This is a genomic window from Paracoccus rhizosphaerae (genome assembly GCF_026162645.1).
Lineage (GTDB): Bacteria > Pseudomonadota > Alphaproteobacteria > Rhodobacterales > Rhodobacteraceae > Paracoccus > Paracoccus rhizosphaerae.
Map to the genome: position 1 here is coordinate 1 of NZ_JAOTBE010000010.1, position 21,271 is coordinate 21,271.

20 protein-coding genes and 1 pseudogene are annotated in these 21,271 nt (G+C 64.6%); 12 read left to right on the top strand and 9 right to left on the bottom strand.

What is annotated here, in order from left to right; all coding sequences use genetic code 11:
• Positions 1-297: 297 nt before the first annotated feature.
• The 8 genes from OC184_RS05835 (at position 298) to OC184_RS05875 (ending at position 9,879) form a co-directional block, all read left to right on the top strand.
• Entirely contained in the window at positions 298-1,476 is a 1,179-nt protein-coding gene (locus OC184_RS05835; protein ID WP_322630182.1) for a glycosyltransferase family 4 protein, read from the top strand.
• 121 nt (positions 1,477-1,597) lie between these two features.
• Positions 1,598-3,634, top strand: coding sequence for a Hint domain-containing protein (locus tag OC184_RS05845; protein WP_322630183.1), 2,037 nt, complete (start codon positions 1,598-1,600; stop codon positions 3,632-3,634).
• A 206-nt stretch (positions 3,635-3,840) separates the two neighbouring features.
• Positions 3,841-4,401, top strand: a complete 561-nt coding sequence (rfbC, locus tag OC184_RS05850) for a dTDP-4-dehydrorhamnose 3,5-epimerase (protein WP_265506244.1) — start codon at positions 3,841-3,843, stop codon at positions 4,399-4,401.
• Positions 4,398-5,435, top strand: a complete 1,038-nt coding sequence (gene rfbB, locus OC184_RS05855; protein WP_265506245.1) for a dTDP-glucose 4,6-dehydratase — start codon at positions 4,398-4,400, stop codon at positions 5,433-5,435. Before rfbC ends, rfbB begins: the two co-directional genes overlap by 4 nt.
• The gene (rfbD, locus tag OC184_RS05860; RefSeq protein WP_265506246.1) at positions 5,432-6,286 is read left to right on the top strand and encodes a dTDP-4-dehydrorhamnose reductase; all 855 of its coding nucleotides are present in this window, start codon (positions 5,432-5,434) and stop codon (positions 6,284-6,286) included. Before rfbB ends, rfbD begins: the two co-directional genes overlap by 4 nt.
• Positions 6,283-7,155 carry a glucose-1-phosphate thymidylyltransferase RfbA gene (rfbA, locus tag OC184_RS05865; RefSeq protein WP_265506247.1) on the top strand — a complete coding sequence of 291 codons (873 nt, stop codon included), beginning with the start codon at positions 6,283-6,285 and terminating at the stop codon, positions 7,153-7,155. Before rfbD ends, rfbA begins: the two co-directional genes overlap by 4 nt.
• A 191-nt stretch (positions 7,156-7,346) precedes the next feature.
• Positions 7,347-8,975: a glycosyltransferase gene (locus tag OC184_RS05870; RefSeq protein ID WP_265506248.1), complete on the top strand. Its 1,629-nt coding sequence runs from the start codon at positions 7,347-7,349 to the stop codon at positions 8,973-8,975.
• 4 nt (positions 8,976-8,979) lie between these two features.
• The gene (locus OC184_RS05875; protein ID WP_265506249.1) at positions 8,980-9,879 is read left to right on the top strand and encodes a glycosyltransferase family 2 protein; all 900 of its coding nucleotides are present in this window, start codon (positions 8,980-8,982) and stop codon (positions 9,877-9,879) included.
• Between the two features lie 233 nt (positions 9,880-10,112).
• On the opposite strand, the gene OC184_RS05880 is transcribed toward OC184_RS05875, so the two are convergent.
• From OC184_RS05880 to OC184_RS05905, 7 genes are all read right to left on the bottom strand, one after another.
• Positions 10,113-11,081, bottom strand: a complete 969-nt coding sequence (locus tag OC184_RS05880; protein ID WP_265506250.1) for a hypothetical protein — start codon at positions 11,079-11,081, stop codon at positions 10,113-10,115.
• Positions 11,082-11,100: 19 nt separating this feature from the next.
• Entirely contained in the window at positions 11,101-11,907 is an 807-nt protein-coding gene (locus tag OC184_RS05885; RefSeq protein ID WP_265506313.1) for a sulfotransferase family protein, read from the bottom strand.
• Positions 11,908-12,013: 106 nt separating this feature from the next.
• Complete coding sequence (gene glf, locus OC184_RS05890) at positions 12,014-13,159, bottom strand: UDP-galactopyranose mutase (RefSeq protein ID WP_322630184.1); 1,146 nt, start codon at positions 13,157-13,159, stop codon at positions 12,014-12,016.
• Between the two features lie 408 nt (positions 13,160-13,567).
• Entirely contained in the window at positions 13,568-13,849 is a 282-nt protein-coding gene (locus OC184_RS20450) for a M10 family metallopeptidase C-terminal domain-containing protein (RefSeq protein ID WP_407674394.1), read from the bottom strand.
• Complete coding sequence (locus OC184_RS05895; protein ID WP_378979848.1) at positions 13,819-14,412, bottom strand: Calx-beta domain-containing protein; 594 nt, start codon at positions 14,410-14,412, stop codon at positions 13,819-13,821. Before OC184_RS05895 ends, OC184_RS20450 begins: the two co-directional genes overlap by 31 nt.
• 238 nt (positions 14,413-14,650) lie before the next feature.
• The gene (locus OC184_RS05900) at positions 14,651-14,779 is read right to left on the bottom strand and encodes a hypothetical protein (protein WP_265506251.1); all 129 of its coding nucleotides are present in this window, start codon (positions 14,777-14,779) and stop codon (positions 14,651-14,653) included.
• 302 nt (positions 14,780-15,081) lie between these two features.
• Positions 15,082-15,336, bottom strand: a complete 255-nt coding sequence (locus OC184_RS05905; RefSeq protein WP_265506252.1) for a glutathione S-transferase family protein — start codon at positions 15,334-15,336, stop codon at positions 15,082-15,084.
• A gap of 18 nt (positions 15,337-15,354) precedes the next feature.
• On the opposite strand from OC184_RS05905, the pseudogene OC184_RS05910 reads away from it, so the two are divergent.
• Positions 15,355-16,705 (top strand): annotated as a pseudogene (locus OC184_RS05910) (ISNCY family transposase).
• 70 nt (positions 16,706-16,775) lie between these two features.
• On the opposite strand, the gene OC184_RS05915 reads toward OC184_RS05910, so the two are convergent.
• Positions 16,776-17,279 carry a glutathione S-transferase family protein gene (locus OC184_RS05915; protein ID WP_265506253.1) on the bottom strand — a complete coding sequence of 168 codons (504 nt, stop codon included), beginning with the start codon at positions 17,277-17,279 and terminating at the stop codon, positions 16,776-16,778.
• A gap of 192 nt (positions 17,280-17,471) precedes the next feature.
• On the opposite strand from OC184_RS05915, the gene OC184_RS05920 reads away from it, so the two are divergent.
• From OC184_RS05920 to OC184_RS05930, 3 genes are read left to right on the top strand one after another with little or no spacing between them, the layout of a single operon-like run.
• On the top strand, positions 17,472-17,900 hold the full coding sequence (locus OC184_RS05920) for a MarR family winged helix-turn-helix transcriptional regulator (protein ID WP_265506254.1): 429 nt from the start codon (positions 17,472-17,474) through the stop codon (positions 17,898-17,900).
• Positions 17,897-19,501: an efflux MFS transporter permease gene (locus OC184_RS05925; protein WP_265506255.1), complete on the top strand. Its 1,605-nt coding sequence runs from the start codon at positions 17,897-17,899 to the stop codon at positions 19,499-19,501. Before OC184_RS05920 ends, OC184_RS05925 begins: the two co-directional genes overlap by 4 nt.
• Positions 19,498-20,562, top strand: a complete 1,065-nt coding sequence (locus OC184_RS05930; RefSeq protein WP_265506256.1) for an HlyD family secretion protein — start codon at positions 19,498-19,500, stop codon at positions 20,560-20,562. Before OC184_RS05925 ends, OC184_RS05930 begins: the two co-directional genes overlap by 4 nt.
• Here the strand turns inward: OC184_RS05930 and OC184_RS05935 are convergent.
• Positions 20,535-21,266 carry a hypothetical protein gene (locus tag OC184_RS05935; protein WP_265506257.1) on the bottom strand — a complete coding sequence of 244 codons (732 nt, stop codon included), beginning with the start codon at positions 21,264-21,266 and terminating at the stop codon, positions 20,535-20,537. The genes OC184_RS05930 and OC184_RS05935 overlap by 28 nt on opposite strands.
• Positions 21,267-21,271 lie beyond the last annotated feature (5 nt).

Consider the following 21,271-nt stretch of genomic DNA (forward strand, 5'->3'; position numbering starts at 1 on the left):
AGATCTGGAGCAGACACTCTTGCGACATGTCCGCCTCTACAACGGTCAGCTCCCGCAATCAGTGCTGAAGGGGCAAACGCCCATCGACGCGCTCAGGGACTGGCAGAAACAAAGACCGGAGCTCTTCAAGAAGCGGCCCTGCAATCACGTAGGATGTGACACCGAGAGCATCCCCTGACCCTGTTCCGCTCCCGGGTTCTTGCCATCGCCGAAGCCGCCAACCCGTAATAGGTCTCGGTCCCGCTGGTCGGCTGGTCGCTGGCGACTGCCCTCCAGCGCCAGACCGACGTCCATATTGTGACCCAATGGCGCAACAGGGATGCCTTCCTGCGGGCCGGCCTGCGCGAGGGCACGGATTTCATCGCCATCGACAGCGAGGCCGTGGCCGCGCCGATGTACCGCCTGGCCGAGGTGCTGCGGATGGGCCAGGGCAAGGGCTGGACGATGGTCACGGCCATCGCGGCCCTGAGCTATCCCTATTTCGAGCGTCTGGTCTGGAAGAGGTTCGGCGACGCCATCCGCCGCGGCGACTATGACATCGTCCACCGGATTACGCCGCTGTCGCCGACAACCGCATCGCCCATCGCCGCCAAGGTCGCAGCGGCCGGCGTGCCATTCGTATTGGGACCGCTGAACGGCGGTGTCCCCTGGCCCCGCGGCTTCGATGCCGAACGCCGACGGGAACGCGAGTGGCTGTCCTATGTCCGCGGGATCTATCGGCTGAACCCGACGCACCGGCACATGATGGCGGCGGCGTCGCTGATCATCGCCGGATCGCGCCACACCGCCAGTGAGATCCCCGAAAGGTTTCAGGGCAAGGTCGCCTGGCTGCCCGAGAACGCCATCGACCCGGCGCGATTCAACCTGGTGGCGGCGCAGCAGCTTGCATTGCCGTTGAGGGCACGCTTCGTCGGCCGCCTGGTCCCTTACAAGGGGCCGCAGATGCTGCTGGACGCCATGGCCGCGTTTCTGCGCGACGGTCGGATGGTCCTGGACGTCGTGGGCGACGGACCGCTGGAGGCCGACCTGCGCGAACAGGCCGACCGTCTGGGGATCGCCCATGCCGTCACCTTCCACGGCCAGCTGCCGCACGACGCCGTCCAAACGGTTCTGGCACGGGCGAACCTGCTGACCTTCCCATCGATTCGCGAATTTGGGGGCGGTGTTGTCCTCGAGGCGATGGCCCTGGGTGTCGTGCCCGTCGTCGAGGACTATGCCGGCCCGGGGGAACTGGTGTCTGATGAGACCGGCTTTCTGGTCCCCGTCGGGCCGCGGGACCGGATCGTCGCGTCACTGCAGGCCTGCCTGCAGCAAATCCTAGCGGATCCGGCGGTGCTGCCCGCCAAGGCGCGCGCGGCGCGCAGGATCGCCCTGCAGGACTTTACCTGGGACGCCAAGGCCGCTCGGATCCTGTCCATGTATCGCGATATCGCAGGTCCTGGGGGGCAGTCGTGCGGAATGCGGGCCACCCTGTAGAAAAGGATAACTCTCCAGCGCCAGAATTCTGGACTAGTGGTTTGTCTAGACATCTGCAGGTCTGGCCGGGTCCGGCGGCATGCAGTGCGGTTTTGTAACGAGCGCATTTTTGGAGACGGCCATGCCTGAAGAACTTCAGGGTACTTCCGCTGCGGATACGATCGTCGGCGGAGCTGGCGCCGACAGCATCAGCGGCGGCGCGGGCGACGACCTGATTAGCGGCCTCGACGGCAACGACACCATCGACGGCGGCGACGGCAGCGATACGGTCGATGGCGGCGAAGGCGCGGACAGGCTGATCTGGAATGGCTCGGCTGCGGGTGGCGACAACGACACCTATATCGGTGGCGACGGCCATACGCCGGTCTTCGAAGGGCCCTATGTCATCGGTGTGACCGGGTCCGAGAACTATACGTTCGACACCTACAACCACAATGGCGGCGACAGGCTTGCCCTGAACATGGACAACGGCGTCGGACTGACGCTGACCTACGATTCGACCGAGGCGGGGTCGGCCGTCGATGCGAACGGCAACCAGATCCGGTTCGAGGGGATCGAGAGGGTCCATTTGGGCGATGGCGACAACCTGGTCGACGCCTCGGACGCGGCGATCATCTATCAGGACGGCCCGGATCACTTCGTGGGCATGCGTCTCTACTCCGGCGCCGGTTCCGACACGATCACCGGAAGCTCGGGTACGGATTACATCCACAGCGGCGGCGGCGACGACACGATTTACGCCGGTGAGGGCAACGACGTCATCGAGACCGGCGGCGGCGACGACGTCGCCTATGGCGAGGGCGGCAACGACGGTTACCGCTGGGGCGACGGCCACAGCGATGCCGCGATCGGCAACGACCTCTATGACGGCGGCGAGGGGCACAACACCCTCAACGCCTGGCAGTCCGCGCCGGCAGAGCCGGGCCAGAACGGACCCGGCGTGCATGTGGTGCTGGACAGTTCGGCCTCGGGCGACGTCGATGCCCTCGGCGGCGTGTCGGGCCACCTGCGCTTCCTGAACATGCAAAACTTGCGCACCGGCGGCGGCGACGACATCATCGACGGCTCGGCCGCTGGCGTAGACGGCTATCGCGTCTTCGCCTACTTCGGCAACGACCTGATAATCGGCAGCAGCGGAAACGATACGCTGGAAGGCGGCTGGGGCAGCGACACCATCAACGGCGGCGCCGGCAACGACGCCATCTCGATGACGGGCGACATGTTTGCCGCCGTCAGCCGCCCCGACGCGCAGAAGGACACGCTGGTCCTGCAGGACGGCTTCGGCCAGGACACCGTTCGCGGCTTTGCCTTCGGAGATGAGCTGGACGCCGACGGAAATCCGGCGCCTGCCGACGTGTTGGACATCAGTCAACTGCACGACGCCGACGGGAACCCCATCGACCTGAACGACGTGATCGTGCGGGGCGACGTTGACCAGTTCGGAAATTCCTATGCCGTCATCTCGTTCCCGAACGGCGAGGAACTGTGGATGCATGGCGTCGACCCAGAGACGCTGACCCGCACCCGGCTGAAGGGCATGGGCATCCCCTGCTTCTGCACCGGCACCCTGATCCGCACCCCGCGGGGTGACGTCGCGGTCGAGGATCTGCGTGTCGGCGATCTGGTAATGACCGCCGATCATGGCGCACGTCCGATTCGCTGGATCGGCAGCCGGACTTTGGACGGCATTGATCTGGCGATGGCCCCCAAGCTGCGGCCGATCCGCATCGCCGCCAATGCCTTGGGTGCGAACCTGCCCGAGCGTGACCTGATGGTATCGCCGCAGCATCGCATCCTAGTCCGTTCAGCCATCGCGCAGCGCATGTTTGGCGCAGACGAGATCCTTGTGGCCGCCCGGCAGCTGATCGGCCTCGACGGCGTGGAGCAGATCGATGTTCAGAGCGTCTCGTACTTCCACCTTCTGTTCGACGGCCACCAGATCGTGACCGCGAACGGAGCGGAGACCGAATCGCTCTATACCGGGCCCGAGGCGCTGAAGTCGCTTGGCGATGCAGCCGCAGAGGAGATCTTCGCGCTGTTCCCCAAGTTGCGCGACCGGCCCGCCGACCCCGCCCGGCCGCTGGCCGCCGGCGCAAAGGCGCGGCAGATGGTCCAGCGCCACCGGCGGAACGGCAAGACCCTGGTTGGCGCGGCCTGACCGGACACCGCGACCGGTTTGACCGCTGCTGCCGGCTGGCCGCGGCGGCCTCATGGCGAAGGTGCGGCGCCGCACATTGGGCCTGCTCTGCCATAGGCCATCTGACGCAGGTGTGACACTTCGCGCGCGGTCGCGGGCACTGCGCGCATTCCATGTTGCATCATGGTCCACGCGCTCACATACAGAATGAAAATGGCGGGTTGAACATGCAGATCGAACAGACGCCCATTGCGGGAGTTCTCCTAATGACGCCTGCCCGCCACGGTGATGCGCGGGGGTTCTTTTCCGAAAGCTGGAACCGCAGGACGCTGCGCCAGGCCGGAGTGGATCTGCCAGAATTCGTGCAGGACAACCATTCGTTGTCGCGCCAGGCGGGCACGGTTCGCGGGCTGCATTACCAGGCCCCGCCGCATGCCCAGGGCAAGCTGGTGCGCTGCGGGCGGGGGCGGCTGTTCGATGTGGCGGTTGACGCACGTGAAGGCAGCCCGACCTATGGCCAATGGTTCGGCGCCGAACTCAGCTTCGAGAACGGCCGACAGTTGTGGATCCCGGCAGGCTTCCTGCACGGCTTCGTCACCCGAGAGCCGGATAGCGAGATCGTCTACAAATGCACCGCCCATTACGACCGCGAGGCGGATGGCGCCGTGGCCTGGGACAGCCTTGGCATCGACTGGGACGTCAGCGATCCGGTCCTCTCCGACAAGGATCGCGCCGCGCCTGCCTTTGCCGACTGGCAGTCCCCCTTCACCTCCGAGGCCAGCGCATGAAGATCCTGATCACCGGCGGCGCGGGCTTCATCGGGTCGGCCGTCGTGCGGCTGGCCATCGCGCGTGGGCACCAGGTCGTGAACCTGGACGCGCTGACCTATGCCGCCAACCTGGCCAACGTGGCCGAGGCCGCGCAGTCCGATCGCTATGTTTTCGAACATGCCGATATCCGCGACCGAGCGGCGCTGGACCGCATCCTGGCGCGGCACCGCCCCGACTGGATCATGCACCTGGCCGCAGAAAGCCACGTGGACCGGTCCATAGACGGGCCGGATGCCTTCATCCAGACCAATGTCATTGGCACCTTCAACATGCTGGAGGCCGTGCGCGCCTATTGGAGCAGCGAAGGCCGGCCGGACAGCTTCCGGTTCCACCACATCTCGACCGACGAGGTGTTCGGGTCACTGGGGGACACCGGCCAGTTCACGGAAACGACGCCCTATGACCCGCGAAGCCCCTATTCGGCCAGCAAGGCGGGTTCGGACCACCTGGTCAGGGCCTGGGCCGAGACCTATGGCCTGCCGGTGGTACTGACGAACTGTTCCAACAACTACGGCCCCTATCACTTCCCCGAAAAGCTGGTGCCGGTGGTGATCCTGAAGGCGCTGGCGGGCGAGCCGATCCCCGTCTATGGCGACGGCGGCAATGTCCGCGACTGGCTGTTCGTCGAGGACCATGCCGACGCACTGCTGCTGGTGGTGGAAAAGGGCCAGCCTAGCCGCAGCTACAACATCGGCGGCGAGAACGAGGCCAGAAACATCGACCTCGTGCGCACCATCTGCGCCCATATGGACGAGCTGCACCCGCAGGGCGCGCCCCATGCCGACCTGATCACCTTCGTCACGGACCGTCCGGGCCATGACCGCCGCTATGCCATCGACCCGTCGCGCATCCGCGACGAACTGGGCTGGCGCCCTTCGGTCACGGTGGAACAGGGGCTGCGCCGCACGGTCGAATGGTATCTGGCCAATCGCGACTGGTGGCAGCCGCTGCTGTCGCGCGAGGGCGTGGGAAAGCGTCTGGGGGCAGCGTGACGGATCTTCTGGTCTTTGGCCGCACCGGCCAATTGGCGCGCGAACTGGCCGCGCTGGCGCCCGACGCCACCTTCCTCGGCCGCGATGCCGCCGATCTGACCGATCCTGCCGCCTGCGCCGACGCCATCCGCCGCGCCGCGCCGGGGGCGGTCATCAACGCCGCCGCCTATACCGCCGTAGACCGGGCCGAAAGCGACGCTGACACTGCACGGCTGGTCAATGCCAACAGCCCCGCCGCCATGGCGCGCGCCTGCGCCGAACTGGGCATCCTCTTCCTGCATGTCTCGACCGACTACGTCTTCGACGGCGCTGGCGATGCGCCGCGGTCTGAGGATGCGCCGACCGGCCCCTTGGGCGTCTATGGCGCCACCAAGCTGGCGGGAGAGCAGGCCATTGCCGCCGCCGGTGGGCAATGGGCGGTGCTGCGGACCTCTTGGGTGTTCTCGGCCTACGGGTCGAACTTCGTCAAGACGATGCTGCGCCTGGGGGCCGAGCGCGACCGCCTGACCGTCGTGGCCGACCAGATCGGAGGCCCGACCTTCGCCGCCGACATCGCCGCCGCCGCGCTGACGATGATCGGCCGGATGCGGGACGGCGCCACGGGAGACGTTTATCACTTTGCTGGCTGGCCGGACGTATCCTGGGCAGGTTTCGCATGCGAGATCGTTGCACAGGCGGGGCTGTCGGCCGAGGTCGCCGAAATCCCGACTGCGGATTACCCGACGCCCGCACCGCGCCCGCTGAATTCGCGGCTGGACTGCACCCGCATCGCCCGCGACTTCGGCATCATGCGCCCCGACTGGCGCGCGGGCCTGGGTCGGGTTCTGACGCAACTGAAGGACAAGGCATGACACAGCGCAAGGGCATCATCCTGGCCGGCGGATCGGGCACCCGGCTTTATCCGATCACCATGGGCGTCTCGAAGCAGCTGCTGCCACTTTATGACAAGCCGATGATCTTCTACCCGATCACCGTCCTGATGCTGGCCGGCATCCGAGAGATCGCGATCATCACCACTCCCGAGGATCAGGCCCAGTTCCAGCGCCTTCTGGGCGACGGCAGTCAGTGGGGGGTCAGCTTCACCTTTATCGTGCAGCCGGCCCCCGACGGGCTGGCACAGGCCTATATCCTGGCCGAGGATTTCCTAGACGGCGCCCCGTCTGCGATGGTCCTGGGCGACAACATCTTCTTCGGCCATGGCCTGCCGGAACTGCTGGCGGCCGCCGATGCGCGGCAGACCGGCGGCACGGTCTTCGGCTATCGCGTGGCCGATCCCGAACGCTATGGCGTGGTCGATTTCGACGCCGACATGCGCGCCCGCGCGATCATCGAAAAGCCTAAGGTGCCGCCGTCGGACTATGCCGTCACCGGACTCTATTTCCTGGACGGCACCGCGCCAGCGCGCGCGCGGACCGTCCAGCCCTCCGAGCGCGGAGAGCTGGAGATCACCACGCTGCTGGAAACCTATCTGCACGAGGGCCACCTGACGGTCGAACGCATGGGCCGCGGCTTCGCCTGGCTGGACACTGGCACCCATGCCAGCCTGCTGGATGCCGGCAACTTCGTGCGCACCTTGGAAAACCGCCAGGGCCTGCAGACCGGCTGCCCCGAAGAGATCGCCTTCAACGCGGGCTGGATCGACAAGGACCAGCTGAGGGCGCATGCCGCCAGGTTCGCGAAAAATGCCTACGGCGCCTATCTGCTCAGGCTGCTGGATTAGGTTCCGGAAACGCTGCCGGGGATTGGAGCCCGGCGCGCAGCCTGCTAAAGGGGCCGTGCCATTCCCGCTTTCGTGACAGGCTGAGGCGAGTGGATCATTGAAACAGTCGTCGGAGCATACACTGCCGACGGTTTGGGAGATGTGTTGGCGACCGGAACGGCCGCGGACCAGAAGCACGGACCAAGACGCCTATGTCCTTTCTTGCCTCAACAAAGCCCGTCGATTCGGCGACGGCAGCCTATCTGACCGACCAGATCGACCAAGCCCGTGCGATCTATGAAACCCTGTTTCCCACACAGCACCTGCGCTTCACCTTCAGCGCCGGGCATGATCCGGTGTGGTCGCATCCCGCGGTCTATGAAGGTCCCCATGTTCCGCGCCCCTCCGACCTGGGGCCGGATTACCTGGGCAGCGTCGAGCGGCCCGGCACCAGCCCATCGGCCCCCGAGGTGACCGTCCAACTGTCGATCCCGCGCCAGCCGAACCCGGCAGAGCTGAAGCACACCGAGGCACCCTGGCACCCCATGCGCAAGCTGTCACGGCTGTTCCGCGCCAGCCCTCTCATCTATGAACATGTGCGCTACCGGGCCGAGATGATGCGCAAGCGGCAGGCCGACCAGCGCGACGACAAGAACGCGATGCCGCTGAACCCCGGCTCGCCGCTGATCTCTTCGGCCAGCGCGCCTGACAGCGACCGCCGCCCGGCGATCCTGGTGGGCATGCACTGGCTCGAAGTCGGCGGGGCCGAGAAACTGGGCTTCGACACGGTCCGTTGGGCGCTGCAGGCGGGGCTGCGGGTCTTCGTCGTGGCCTCGGTTCCGTCCCTGCAGCGGTTGGCCGACCGTCTGCCGGACCATCCCGACGTCACCTTCATCCGCCTGGACCGCTATCTGCCCCACCACCTCTGGCCGCGCTATGTCGAGAAGCTGGCCCTGGCCGAAAACATCCGCCTGGTCCACATTCATCACTGTGTGCCGCTTTACGAAAGCCTGCCTCTGCTGCGCGTGCGCCTGCCCTGGATCGGCACGATCGACAGCACGCATATCATCGAATACGCCAATGGCGGCTATCCCCGCACCTCGGGCGTCTGGTCAAGCTATCTGGACGTGCAGCATGTCATCAGTCAGGAACTGGTGAACTATTTCTGCGGTACCTTCCGCATCTCGGCAGACAAGGTGCTGCTGGGCCGGATGCTGGACCGCGACACGGGAGCCGATGCCACGCCGGACCTGCGCCTGAAACTGGGGCAGAAGACGCTGCATGTGACCTTCATCGGCCGGCTTCATTATCAGAAACGCCCCGTCGTTGTGGTCGAGACGCTGCGCGCCCTGCAGGCCTGGGCCACGAAGAACGACGTGGCCTTCAGCGCGACGATGGTCGGCGACGGCGCGTTCGAGGCTGCGGTGACGCGGCTTCTGCGCCGCTATGGGCTGGGGTCCGCGGTGACGCGCTTGCCGGGGAACACCGACGTGCCAGCGCTTCTGCAGCGGTCGGACCTGCTGCTCTTGCCCTCGAACAACGAGGGGTTGGCGCTGGTCTGCTACGAGGCGATCACCCACGGCTGCATCCCGATCTCGACCAGGGTGGGCGCGCAGTCCGAACTGCTGCCCGACGACTTGCTGGTGCCGCTGGCGCCCCATGCCTCGGTCAAGGCGACGGTGGCCGTGGTGGACCGAATGTGGCGGGACGGGGGCTTTCTCGAGCGGCAGAAGACCCTGCTGGCCCGGGCTTGGGCCAGGCTTGCGGCCGATCCGACGGCCGAGGAGGCGCTGATGCCCATCTATTGCAAGGCCGCCGGCACAACCCCGAAGAAAGACTGATCGCATGAGCGCATTGAACCAGACCGCAGCGGTCATCGTGACCTTCAACCGCTCGGCCAAGCTGATGAAGGTGCTGGACGCGCTGGCGCAGCAGACGATGCGCCCCGACGTCATCCTGGTGGTCGACAACGCCTCGACCGACGACACCGCCACCCTGGTCGAGGCGCGGGCCAGGCAGGACGGCACGATCCGCCACCTGCGGCTGCCCAAAAACGTCGGCGGGGCAGGGGGCTTTCACGCCGGGATGAAGGCAGCCTACCAGATGGGCGCGCATTACCTGTGGGTGTCCGACGACGATGCCTATCCCCAGCCCGACGCGATCGAAAAGCTGCACGACGCCCTGGTCGGCTTTGAATCCAGCACCGGCTGGCGCCCCAGCTTCGCCTGTTCGCGCGTCGAATGGATCGACGGTTCCCTGTGCGAGATGAACTGCCCGCGGCCGGTCTGGGACTGGGCGCGGTTCGTCAGGCCGCAGACGGCCTGGGCGCTGGTGGACAGCTGTTCCTTCGTGTCCGCGATGATCCCGCGTTGGGCGGTCAGGGAACACGGCCTGCCGATCGCGGACTATTTCATCTGGTTCGACGATGCCGAATACACCCGCCGCATCGCGCGCAGCTATCCGGGCATCTTCGTGCCGGAAAGCGTCGTCATCCACGACACGCCCGACAACCGCGGCGTGAACTTCGGCCTGATCGACGAAAAGAGCCTGTGGAAGTTCAAGTACGGCGCGCGCAACGAGACCTCGTTCCGCCGCCGCGAGGCGGGGCTGATCAGCGTACTGGCCTATACCTACGGCGTGCGCCAGCAGATGAAGAGCGCCGAGGTCCCCTCGTCCCTGCGCCGCCAGATCTATGGCGCGATCATGAAGGGCCTGAAGTTCCGCCCGGTAATCGAACGCGTTTGAACTTTAGGGGCCAAAGCCTCGGCGATTTTGGGTCGGTCAGGCGGTTCGCCAGAACGGCCTAGACGCGAGCCTGATCGAACGCTTCGCCGAGGCACTCGGACAGGGGCCTCGGCGCCTGAGGATCGCACTAAAATTGCTCGTGGGACAGCATCACCGAATGTCGGGAGACGAGCTGAGTCGCACCCAAGGCACCGGCGTCCACTCGTCTCTGTGCCGCCCGATCTATGATGCGTTCATGAAGGGTTTGAAGTCTCGGACACCAAACCCCGGCCGCGCGATTGTGGTGATTTTTTCAATGATGAAAGCCGCTTGATCGCCAAGGAAAGGCGGTCATCCAACTCCTGAAGTTCGATCTCCGGTAGGTTCAAAGACGCGAGCTTGCGGATGCATGGGAGGAAGCTAAGGTGACCCCGGTACTCAGCGTGATCGACAAGGGTGAAATAGTAAAGGGAACTTCTTCGTCTCATGCGCACTAGACGCCTGAAGCGTCCTGCCTCCATCTTCCCAGATATCATCCCCCGAGTAATTTCCTTGAAAAACCCGATCTGGTTTATAACGGGCGTACCGCCGTGCCCACAGCCGGGTATAGGAAGTTTGTAAATATGCTCAGCGTCGGGAAGACGAGCAACATGCCACCTGTCAAGGTGAAGAAGGTTGTCATAGATGATATAGGCCTTACCCGCGGCCGCTACATTTGCCGCGGCATCGCTGTATGGCAGGCGCCAGCTATAGCGGCGACTACTGGGAAATCGATTGTCCGATAGAGCAATTTTTGGATCTAAGGTGCTTTGTGGGCTGAAGGCAATGACAATGCAGCCTGGCACAAGAGAAGCAAATGTCATTGCAGCGAAACCACCCATCGACCCGCCGGTGAGAACGACACGGTCGAATGAGCGAAAGAAGCCACATTTCGCCCATTCCTCCAAGGTCCTGATCAGCTTTCGATTTCGATACCAATCAGTCTCTCGTGCAATGACCCCTAGAAGAGAATGTTTCTCACGAAGGTAGAAAGATTCGCCCCAGCTTTTGCGGTCGACATAAGCCTCCTTGTCAACGCGGGCTGCGTTGTCGAACGAAACGATCAAAGTCGATCCGCCGGGCCGGTATTGCAACCGATGCGACGGTAGATCGTGAACAAATTCCTCGTCTTTCGCAGGTAGGGGTACCGGTGTGCGGAAGAATATGTTCATGATGCGCTTCATCCCATGGCTCTCTTCAAGCTCAAACTGGAAGATCTAGATCATAGTGGAAGTGCTTGAAGTCTCCTGCATACACCTTCCTGACAATATCCGCAGTCTTGTCAGTATAGTATTGCGCGACCTTCTCGTTTGACCCGGTGGCGTGCGTTTTGCCGGCGCCAAAGCTCAAATTAGAAAGTCCTAGTCGACGCGAAATGTCCTTCGCTTCATCATCCAGTGTCTCAAGTTTTGCGAAAAATGTATATGGGATGATGTCGGCGCAGATATGCGCATACTGCGGACGCCAATGCTGATCAAAATCAACAGGACGGCGGAACTGCGCCAGCGCTTGGCAATATTCCTCGAAACTAACGGACGAAGCCTCGACGGCATCACGCTGAACGCCCCGAATCTTGGCTACTTGATGTGCAATGTTATCAAACATCGGCTCATTGCGCTGAACTTTGTCCAAATACCCCGAGAGAATCCGCGTGAACGGATTGCGAACTATAGCCCATTTGACGACCGACGGATCTCGAATGAACTCGTTGAACTTTGTGCGCCCGAGTTGGAATGGCTTGATCAGCATATGCTGGTGGAATGGGGCGTGTGGGTTATGATTAGTGTTCAAGAAGCTCTCCGGCATAGGAACGTCCAAGACTTCCTGCCGCCAGAGTTCTTTTTTGGCGGACGAGCATCCAGATTTGGCGACTTCGCAAAAGAAGTACTTGTTCTTCAGTGAAATCGAGAAATGGTAGTTCATCTGCTGAGGGCCGAGCCGCTGTGTGCAGTTCTGATAATAGAACATTGTCTGCTTCTCCGAATCGTCGGTATTGGCCTTCTTGATCACTTTGCGCAACAGCGATCGTGTATTCCTGTGGATGGAGCGTCGCATGAGGTTGCGCAACCTGCTTGATCAAGAGGGTTCGTTGGACAAGATCATGTCATAGGGGAATTTATACAGGCGAAACAGCAAATGCCGCCATGGCCTTGCCGCCGCTTTCGTGGGACAGGAAGGTCTGTGCCGTGTCCAGCGCCTCGCGGATGGTGACGTCCATGTCCAGATAGCGATAGGTGCCCAGCCGGCCCACGAAGGTCACGCCGGGGGTGGCGCGGGCCAGGTCCACGTATTGCTCCAGCAGCGCCTTTTCCTCGACCAGGCGGATCGGGTAATAGGGCGTGTCGCCCGGCTCGGCCTCGCGAGAGAATTCGCGGTAGCAGACCGTCCCCTCGTGGCTTTCCCAGGGGCTGAAGTGCTTGTGCTCGGTGATGCGGGTATAGGGGACGTCGCGGTCTCCATAGTTCATCACCGCGCAACCCTGATAGTCGCCCCGGCCGTCGAAGCGTTCGAAGTCCAGCGTCCGATACCCCAGCCGACCCAGGCGATAGTCGAAATACCCGTCCAGCGGTCCCGACCAGAAGACGTGGTCCGCCTCGGCCGCCATGTCGGGATGGTATGCGGTGTCCAGCTGGACCGTGATGCGGGGGTGGTCCAGGATCGCCGCGATCATCGCGGTATAGCCGTCGCGCGGCATCCCCTGAAAGCGGTGGAAGAAGTAGTTGTCGTCATAGTTGAACCGCACCGGCAGCCGCTTGAGGATCGAGGCCGGAAGCTCGGTCGGCGAACAGCCCCACTGCTTCTCGGTATAGCCCTTGAAGAACGCCTGATAGAGTTCGGGGCCGACGAAGCGCAGGGCCTGCTCCTCGAAGGTCTGGGGGTCGTCGATGCTGGTGTCGGCCTTGTCCTCGATAAAGTCGCGGGCCTCGTCCGGGCGCAGGGTGGTGCCGAAGAACTGGTTGATCGTCAACAGGTTGATCGGCAGCGAATAGACCCGGCCCTGCGCGGTCGTCTTGACGCGATTCTGGAAGGGCAGGAATTCGGCGAAGCGGTTGACGTAGTTCCACACGCCCGCGTCGTCGGTGTGGAAGATGTGTGGGCCATAGACATGCATCATGACGCCAGTGTCGCCGTCCCGCGTGGTGTGGCAGTTGCCGGCGATGTGCGGGCGGCTGTCGATGATGCGGCAGTCGTGCCCCGCCTCGGCCAGTTCGCGGCCGATGACCGCGCCAGAAAGGCCTGCGCCCACCAGAAGTATCTTCATCGTCCCGATCCTGCTCTGCCCGTGCAAGGCGCTTTTGGTTGGGCAGGCTATACAAACAGAATGCGGTCGCTCCAACCGGGTTTTTGTCCGGCGGGCAGGGGTGCAGGCGGACGCTGGCCGATTTGCCGGCGTTGCGGTCCGCCGCCGTGGGATCGCTGCCGGGCCCGCAGCCGCCCCGCCAAAGTGCGACGGTCGGAGGGTCGGGTCCGCATTGGTGTCAGAGGAAGAAGTCCTGTTCCAGCAGCACCATCCGCCCGGCCAGTTGGATGGCGAAATCGGCCGTTCTGTCGCCGTCTGGGTCGCCCAGCAGGATCGTGGCAGCGCCCGACGGGATCGCCGGCAGGTCGCCTGCGTCGCCTGTGAAGCCGCGGCTGCCGATGAAATCGAAGCGCTGGTTTCCGCCGGCGGTCAGGTCCGCGTCGATGCCCGAAAAAGGTCGAGATTGTCGCCCTGTCCCCGCCTGAAGTCCGTCACCACGTCCCGCTGGCCGAAGGGAACCCGCGAATTGGACAGGAACGAGAAGACGAACGTGTCGGCCCCCTCGCCTTCGGTCAGCGTGCTCGATCCGAGGTTGCCGATCAGGCGGTCTGCGCCGCAGTCGCCGAACAGCCGGTCGTTGCCCGCCCCGCCCTGCAGGACATCGGCCCCGGCTGCGCCGTTCAGGAGGCTGCCGGCCGCGTTCCCGACGATGCGGTTCGATTGACCGTTCTGTGCCCGCCGGCCCCGCGTTGCCTGCCAGGATCAGCGTCCACAGGATTGGCCAACGTTTGGGACACGGTGGACCTGACCGTGTCGAAGCCGCCGCCAGCCGTTTCGATGATGCGGTCAAAGCGGTTGTCGACGAAATAGAGGTCATTGCCAAATCGGTGGCTGGACGCGACAGGCGCAGGGTGAGGGTGATCGTGTCTCTTTCCTCGGCGCGGCCGCCTTCGATCTAGACTACCGGCAGGGTTGCCATCGTCATCGGCGATGGTGGCCATTCTGGTCGCGACCGTCATGCCATGGGCGCTGGCCACCGAGAGATAGAAGTTCACGGCCGTTTCCGGCAGGGCGCTGTTAATCAGGTCGACGGGGACGGCGACGGTGGCCTGCGTCTGGTCCGCCGCAAAGGTCACGATGCCGCTTCGGCCGGCAAAGTCAGACCCCGCCTGTGCCGCGCCGCCGATGGCCTGGAAGCTGAAGCTGCGCACCTCATTGAAGGGCTGGGACAGGGTGACGGTGAACTGGGCCTGGCCGCCGGCCTCTTCCAGCACGACCGGATTGCTGACCAACATCGCGCGGTTGTTGCCCGGCCTGTCGTCGTCCAGGACCCAGATGGTCGTCGCAAGGTTGTGCAGGTTCTGTTCAAACACGGCGCCCACGGGATCGGTTGAACAAAACCTCCAGATGTTCGTCCAGTTCGTCCTCGCGACCACTCCGGGCATTGAACTGGATCGTCTTCGTGGTCTCGCCAGCCAGTAACGTCACCTGCCCCGACATTGGCGAATTGCTCTAGGCCACCAGGCCGTCATAGATGAAGCCGTCTTCGGACCGCGCAAGATAGCCCACCGTCACGGCATCGGCCGGAGGTTCTAAGAGGCGCAGGGTGAAGGTGAAATAAATTCGTTCGGCGCAGCGCATCTATGATCCGCTGTCGATCGAATCGATGTAGAGAAGTGGAAGTTGAATAGGCATCTTTTAGTCGTTCCCGTCTTGGGCGATGAACTCGTGACGCGGAACACGCTATACGCCAATTCGATCCTCGCGGCTACGTAAATCACAGGACAGTCGTCGAGCTGGTGAAGCGGGCGCAGGCCATGCCGGCGCGGCGCAACGCCGTCGGGTGCGCCCAGGCAGCTTCGGTCTTCAAGCTACCAATTTCCTGGCCTTCGTGGTCGCCTATGGCGAAGATCAGGTGAGGACCGGTGGCGGTGGACGGGCGGTCAGCGGGCGCGTGCGTCGCGCTCGGCCATGCGGACGGTCGCGGGGCGCTCGCGGCAGCGGTGGACCCAGTCTCGGAGCGCTTGGTCGTCGGGCAGCAGGTCGGGAAGCCAGATGAACGGGCTGCTGCACAGAAGATCCGCCGCGGAATATCGATTGTTCATAAGGAACGTGTAGAAGCAAAGTAGAATTGTCGCGAACTGGCAAAGTTGATTTGTCGCCTCTGCCCTGAAGACTGACGCTGCATTGAGCAGCATGGCATGAGGGCTTTCGACATGGGACTTATCCTAATGAGCGAACACGAGCTTCAACGGATCGAGGTGCTATCTCCAGGTGCTGGATGGCAGCCTGCGCACGGCCACGGCGGCGCAAGTGCTGGGTCTGAGTCAGCATCAGGTGCAGCGTTTGATCCGCGAGCGCCATAAGCTGCGCGGCCGACTGTCCAACAACCGCATCAGCGATCTGAAGCGTGATTATGTCCTGTCGCTGATCCGGCAGGATTATCCGGATTTCGGCCCGACGCTAGCGGCCGAGAAGCTGACCGAACGGCACGGCATCCGGGTCTCCTCGGAGACACTGCGCAAGTGGATGATCGCGGACGGGATCTGGCAAAGCCGGGCGCAGCGCCGCCGCGTGCATCAGCCCCGTTTTCGGCGGGAAGCTCTGGGCGAGCTGATCCAGATTGACGGCTCCGAGCATCGCTGGTTTGAGGACCGCGTCCCTGCCTGCACGCTGTTGGTGTTCATCGACGATGCCACCGGGGCGCTCATGCATCTGCGGTTCGTGCGCTCAGAGTCGACCGAAAGCTACTTTGCGGCTCTGACAGATTATCTGCACGAGCACGGTCTGCCGGTGGCCTTCTATTCCGACAAGCACAGCGTTTTTCGCGTCAACAAGACAGAGGCCCGCAGCGGGCACGGAATAACACAGTTTGGCCGCGCTTTGAGCGAGCTGAACATCGAGATTCTCTGCGCGAACAGCTCGCAGGCCAAGGGCCGGGTGGAACGGGCCAACCGAACGCTGCAGGACCGGCTGGTCAAGGAATTGCGCCTGGCCGGGATCAGCGACATGCAGGCGGGCAACGCTTTCCTGCCCGGCTTCATCAAGCGGCACAATCTGCGCTTTGCCCATTCCCCTGCCCGGCCCGACAATCTCCATCGGCCACTCAATCTGCCTGCGTCACGCTTGTCCGATATTCTTTGCGTTCGCGACCAGCGACAAGTCGGCGCGAGCCTCGTGGTGCATTACGAGCGCCGGAAGTTCATCCTCGATGACAGCGCGCATGCGCGCAGCGCGATCGGGCGCTATGTGAAGACCTATGCTTATCCGGATCGCCCTTTCGAGATCCGCTGGAAAGGCGTTCTGCTGCCCTATCGCATTTTCGACCCCAGCCAGCGGCGCGTGACTCATACTGCGATCACCGAGAACAAGCGCCTCGGCGACGTGCTGGCTTTTATCAAGACGCAGCAGGACGCCGATCCTCCGCAGGTTGGGCCGGTTGGCAAACAGCGCACCCGCTATACCCCAACCGGCAGACCTAACCGGGGCAAAAAGGGCTGGGTCGAGCGCCGTGCCGAACGGCGCGCGGCGGAGACGCAAGCCTTAGCACCGCCGCCAGCAGAGTAACGGCTTCAGGGCCCAGAGCCGCCGACCCCGCCCCTACGGCCTTTTGTGGAGAAAGCGGGCCGGGGCCGGCTCAGCGCTCATCCGCACCGGCAGCGACATTTCTAAATGGCAGAGCAAGCGACGTTTTAACTTGGTGACAACAGAACGGGTGGTCCTGCAGCGCCTCGGACAGCCGGTCCGTCACCGCCGAAAAGCTGCCCAGGCGGCCCTGCAGGGCCGGGTGGTCTAGCTGCGCCCAGTGCAGCAGGATCACGGGCTCCATCACGCCTTGGTAATAGAACAGCCAGGACAGATAGTCGCCCCGGCCGGGTTCGCCGGGCAGGGGTGCCATCCGGGCCTTCGGAAACATGTCGGTCAGATAGACGGTGGTGGCGCCGCGCTCTCGGATGCTGTCTTCGCCGTCGATCAGGAAGGGGACCTTCTTTTCGGGGTGCGGGTTGCGCGCGTCCGGGCCGCCGGAACCGTCCTGCCAGCAAATCGTCACTTCGACGATATCCACATCAGCGTCCAGTTCGTCGATCGGGGCGACCATCAACGACGAGCGGGAGTCCGGGGAATGAAACAACGTGGGCATGTTGTGGCATGGCGACATCATAGCAGATTTTTGCATGACAGGGGCGATAACAGACCGGTGACTTGCGCTGGACGGGAATCTTCCTGACGCTTGCCGGCCACGCGCCCTTTGCATGGCGCCTATGCATCCGGGCGATCTTGATCGCTGCGGCTAGGTTAATTAGCTTGCTAAAGAATTTGAATGGGTGGTCCGATGGCGGGGCATGATGAGTTTCTGGACGTGCTGCTGCACCTGATGCGCGATCTGCGGCGCAGCTATGACAGGCAGGCGCAGGCCGTCGGCCTGACGCTGTCGCGGGCGCGGGCGCTGACGATGCTGGCCCGCCACGAGGGCGCCACCCAGGCCGAGCTTGCCGCACTGCTGGACATCGAGCCGCCGACGCTGAAGCGCCAGATCGATGCCCTTGTGGCCGACGGCTTCGTCGAACGCCGCCCGCTAGAGGGCGACGCCCGCAAGTCGGCGCTGTTCCTGACCGCGCGCGGCCACGACAACGCCATCGTGGAATTCACGCACCGACTGCGGCGCGAGCTGCTGGAGGATATTTCGGACGGCGACCTGCAGGCCGCCGCCGCAGTGCTGGACCGGCTGGCGCGGAACGTCAGCCGGTTGGACCGGACATGAGCGCGCCAGCCGCCCCGGCCCCGCTGCCGCCGCTTCCCCCGTTGCAGGCGGCCGCCTACATGCTGGCGGCGGCGGTCATCGGGATGTCGCAGGGCCTGCAGCAGGGGCTCGTCTCGACCAACCTGCCGCAGATCGCAGGGGATCTGAGCGTCACGACCACCTCGGCCGCCTGGCTTCTGGCAGCCTACACCATCCCGCGCGCCGCGCTGCCCGTCATGCTGATCAAGATCCGCACGCAGTTCGGGCTGCGCCGCTTTGCTGAACTGGGGATCGTCGTCTATGCGCTGGTGGCCTTTGCATCGATCTGGGCCAAGGATTTCCGTTCGGCCCTGGTCCTGCAGGGGCTGTCGGGGATGGCCGCCGCGCCGCTGTCGACGCTGGCGTTCCTCTACATGCTTGAGCCGCTGTCGCCGCAGTGGAAGATGCGGCTGGGGCTGCCGATGACGATGGTGGTCCTAATGTCCGGGCCGTCTGTCGCGCGTGTCGCCGCGCCGGCGCTGCTGGGCGACGGGGGGCTGATCTGGGTCCACCTGACCGGGCTGGGGATGGCGCTGGTGTCGCTGATGCTGGTCTTCTGGTTGCCGCTGCGCCCGATCCCGCGGCAGAAGGTGATCCAGGCGACGGACTTCGTCAGCTTCCTGCTGATCGCCTTCGGCTTCGGCGGCATGATCATCGCCTTCATCATGGGGCCGATCTACAACTGGACGGATGCCGCCTGGATCGGCTGGTTGCTGGCGGCCTCGGCCGGGGCGCTGACGCTGGCCGTCATGGTCGAGCTGAACCGGACCGCCCCGCTGTTGGACATCCGCTGGCTGGCCAGCCCGGCGATCCTGCACCTGACCGCGACACTGTTCCTGTTCCGGCTGATCCTGTCGGAACAGGCGGCGGGCGCGCCGCGCATGTTCCAGGTGCTGGGCGTCGCCCCGCAGCAGATGACGGGCCTCTTCGCGGTCATCGCCCTGGCCAGCCTGCTGGGCGGGCTAGCCTGCGTGGCCTGGATCAAGCCGGCACGCGTCCCGGCCTTTCACCTAGCCGCGCTGCTGCTGATCGCTGTGGGTGCGCTGATGGATGCAGGGTCCAGCATCGACACCCGGCCCGAGCAGCTGATCGTCAGCCAGGCGCTGATCGGTTTCGCGGGCATGCTGTTCATGCCCCCCGCCATGATGGCCGGGCTGATGGCGGCGCTAGCCAAGGGGCCGCAATATCTGCTGTCCTTCGTCATCGTCTTCATCTCGACCCAGAGCATCGGCGCCGTCCTGGGGTCAGCGCTCTTTACGACCTTCACCACCCACCGCGAGGCGCTGCACCTGCAGATCCTGACCGAGCAGCTGACCCCGACCGACCCGATGACGGTCCAGGCGCTGGCTGCCCGCGCGGCGGCGACGGCCGCCCAGCTTCCCGACGCCGCCCTGCGCCGCGCCGAGGCCGCGTCGCAGCTGATTGGCCGGGCGACGGCGCAGGCCTGGGTCGATGCCTATGGCGACGCCTATGCACTGACCGCGATTGCGGCGCTGATCGCCGCCGCCGCGCTGCTGCTGCACCTGCTGCGCAACTTCCTGGCCCGACCGGCCCCCACCACCAAGCTTGAGACAACGCCATGAGGAAAGAAAACCTGCTGCCGACCGCCATCGCGCTCGTCCTTGGCCTGGCCGGCGTCCTGCTATTGCTGTTCGCCTGGCACCTGCCACCCTTCGCTCCGGCCGCGCCGGTGACCGAGAACGCCTACCTGCGCGGCAAGGTGACCCAGATTGCGCCTCAGGTGTCGGGATATGTGTCCGCGGTCGAGGTGCAGGACTTCCAGGTCGTGCACGAGGGCGACGTCATTGCTCGGATCGACGACCGCATCCCCCGGCAGAAGCTGGCGCAGGCCGAGGCGCAGCTGCAGGCCGCCCTCGCTGCGCTGGAGGTGGCCCAGCAGGGCGTCCTGTCGGCCGAGGCCGTGGCGCGGGCCGACCAGGCGGCGCTTGATGCGGCCGCCTCGGCGTTCGAGACCGCTCAGTCCGAGGCTGCACGGTCCGGCCAGCTGCTGGACCGGGGCGTCACCTCGCAATCGGCGACCGACCAGGCGCGGCTTGCGCTGCAGCAGGCCGAGGCCGCACAGACCCAGGCCGGCGCCCAGCTGGACGTCCAGCAAGAGGCCATCCGGTCGGCCCGCGTGGCGCTGGATGCCCGCCGCGCCGACATTGCCAGCGCCGAGGCCGCGGTCGAGCTGGCGCGCATCGACCTCGACAACACCCTGATCCATGCGCCGGGCGACGGCCAGCTGGGGCAGGTCTCGGTGCATGTCGGCCAATACGTCACTCCGGGCACAGCGCTTGTGTCGCATCTCGGTACCGGCCTGTGGGTGATCGCCAACTTCCGCGAGACCAACGTGACGGGCCTGCAGATGGGCGAGCCTGTGACCTTTACCGTGGACGCGCTGCAGGACCGCGGCTTCGACGGCCATGTCGAGGCGTTCTCTCCGGCGACGGCGTCCGAGTTCAGCCTGCTGGCCGGTGCCAATACCAGCGGCAACTTCACCAAGATCGCGCAGCGCCTGCCGGTGCGGATCTCGATCGACGAGGATCAGGAAGGAACGGACCAGCTGCGGCCCGGCATGTCCGTCGTCGTCAGGGCCGCAGGCTTGGACGTGGCTCAGGCGGCCAGCAGCAGCACCCCATAGGCCGCCGCCGCGCCGACGAAGGGCCAGAGGCGGCTTTCCCGCTCTTCCGGCAGCTCTTCCTTGAGGACGTTGAGAACGACACCGCCCGCGATGAAGGCGAACAGCATCGCGACCCAGGTTTCGGGTACGTCCAAGACCCGGCCCAGCACCCATCCGGCCAGCACCGCCCCGGCGATGATCCAGCGCGCGATGCGGTCATAGCGGATCTGGTGATCCTGACGCAGGCCGAAGTCGTTGGTGACGAAATGCAGCGCCATCGCGATGCCATAGATGGTCAGGGACTGCAGCCCCGGCTCTTCCCGATGCAGCAGAAGATAACCGATGATGAGGTTATAGACCGCGAACGAGCCGATATGCAGCCAGAATGCCCCGGCTTGGGGCATCCCGCCCCGTCCCGCGGCCGCCATCTGCTTGCGGGACACCCGGATGGCCCGTTCCAGCCCATAGAAGACCACAAGCCCCGCCAGCGAAAGCGAATAGACCAATGCCTCGGCCGTGGCGTCGGTGGTGTTCAGCGCCTCTGCGAAGGTTTGCTGGTGGGTCGCAAGCTCTGGCAGGACATGAAGGAAGATATAGGCGACGGCCACGCCTCCGGCGGCTGACAGCCAGCGGCTGCGCGGTGCCTGGTCCAGGAACCGCATCCAGCCGATGCCCAGGTGCACCAGTGCGAACAGGCAGGCGAACAGAAGACTTGCAGGGATCATCTGGC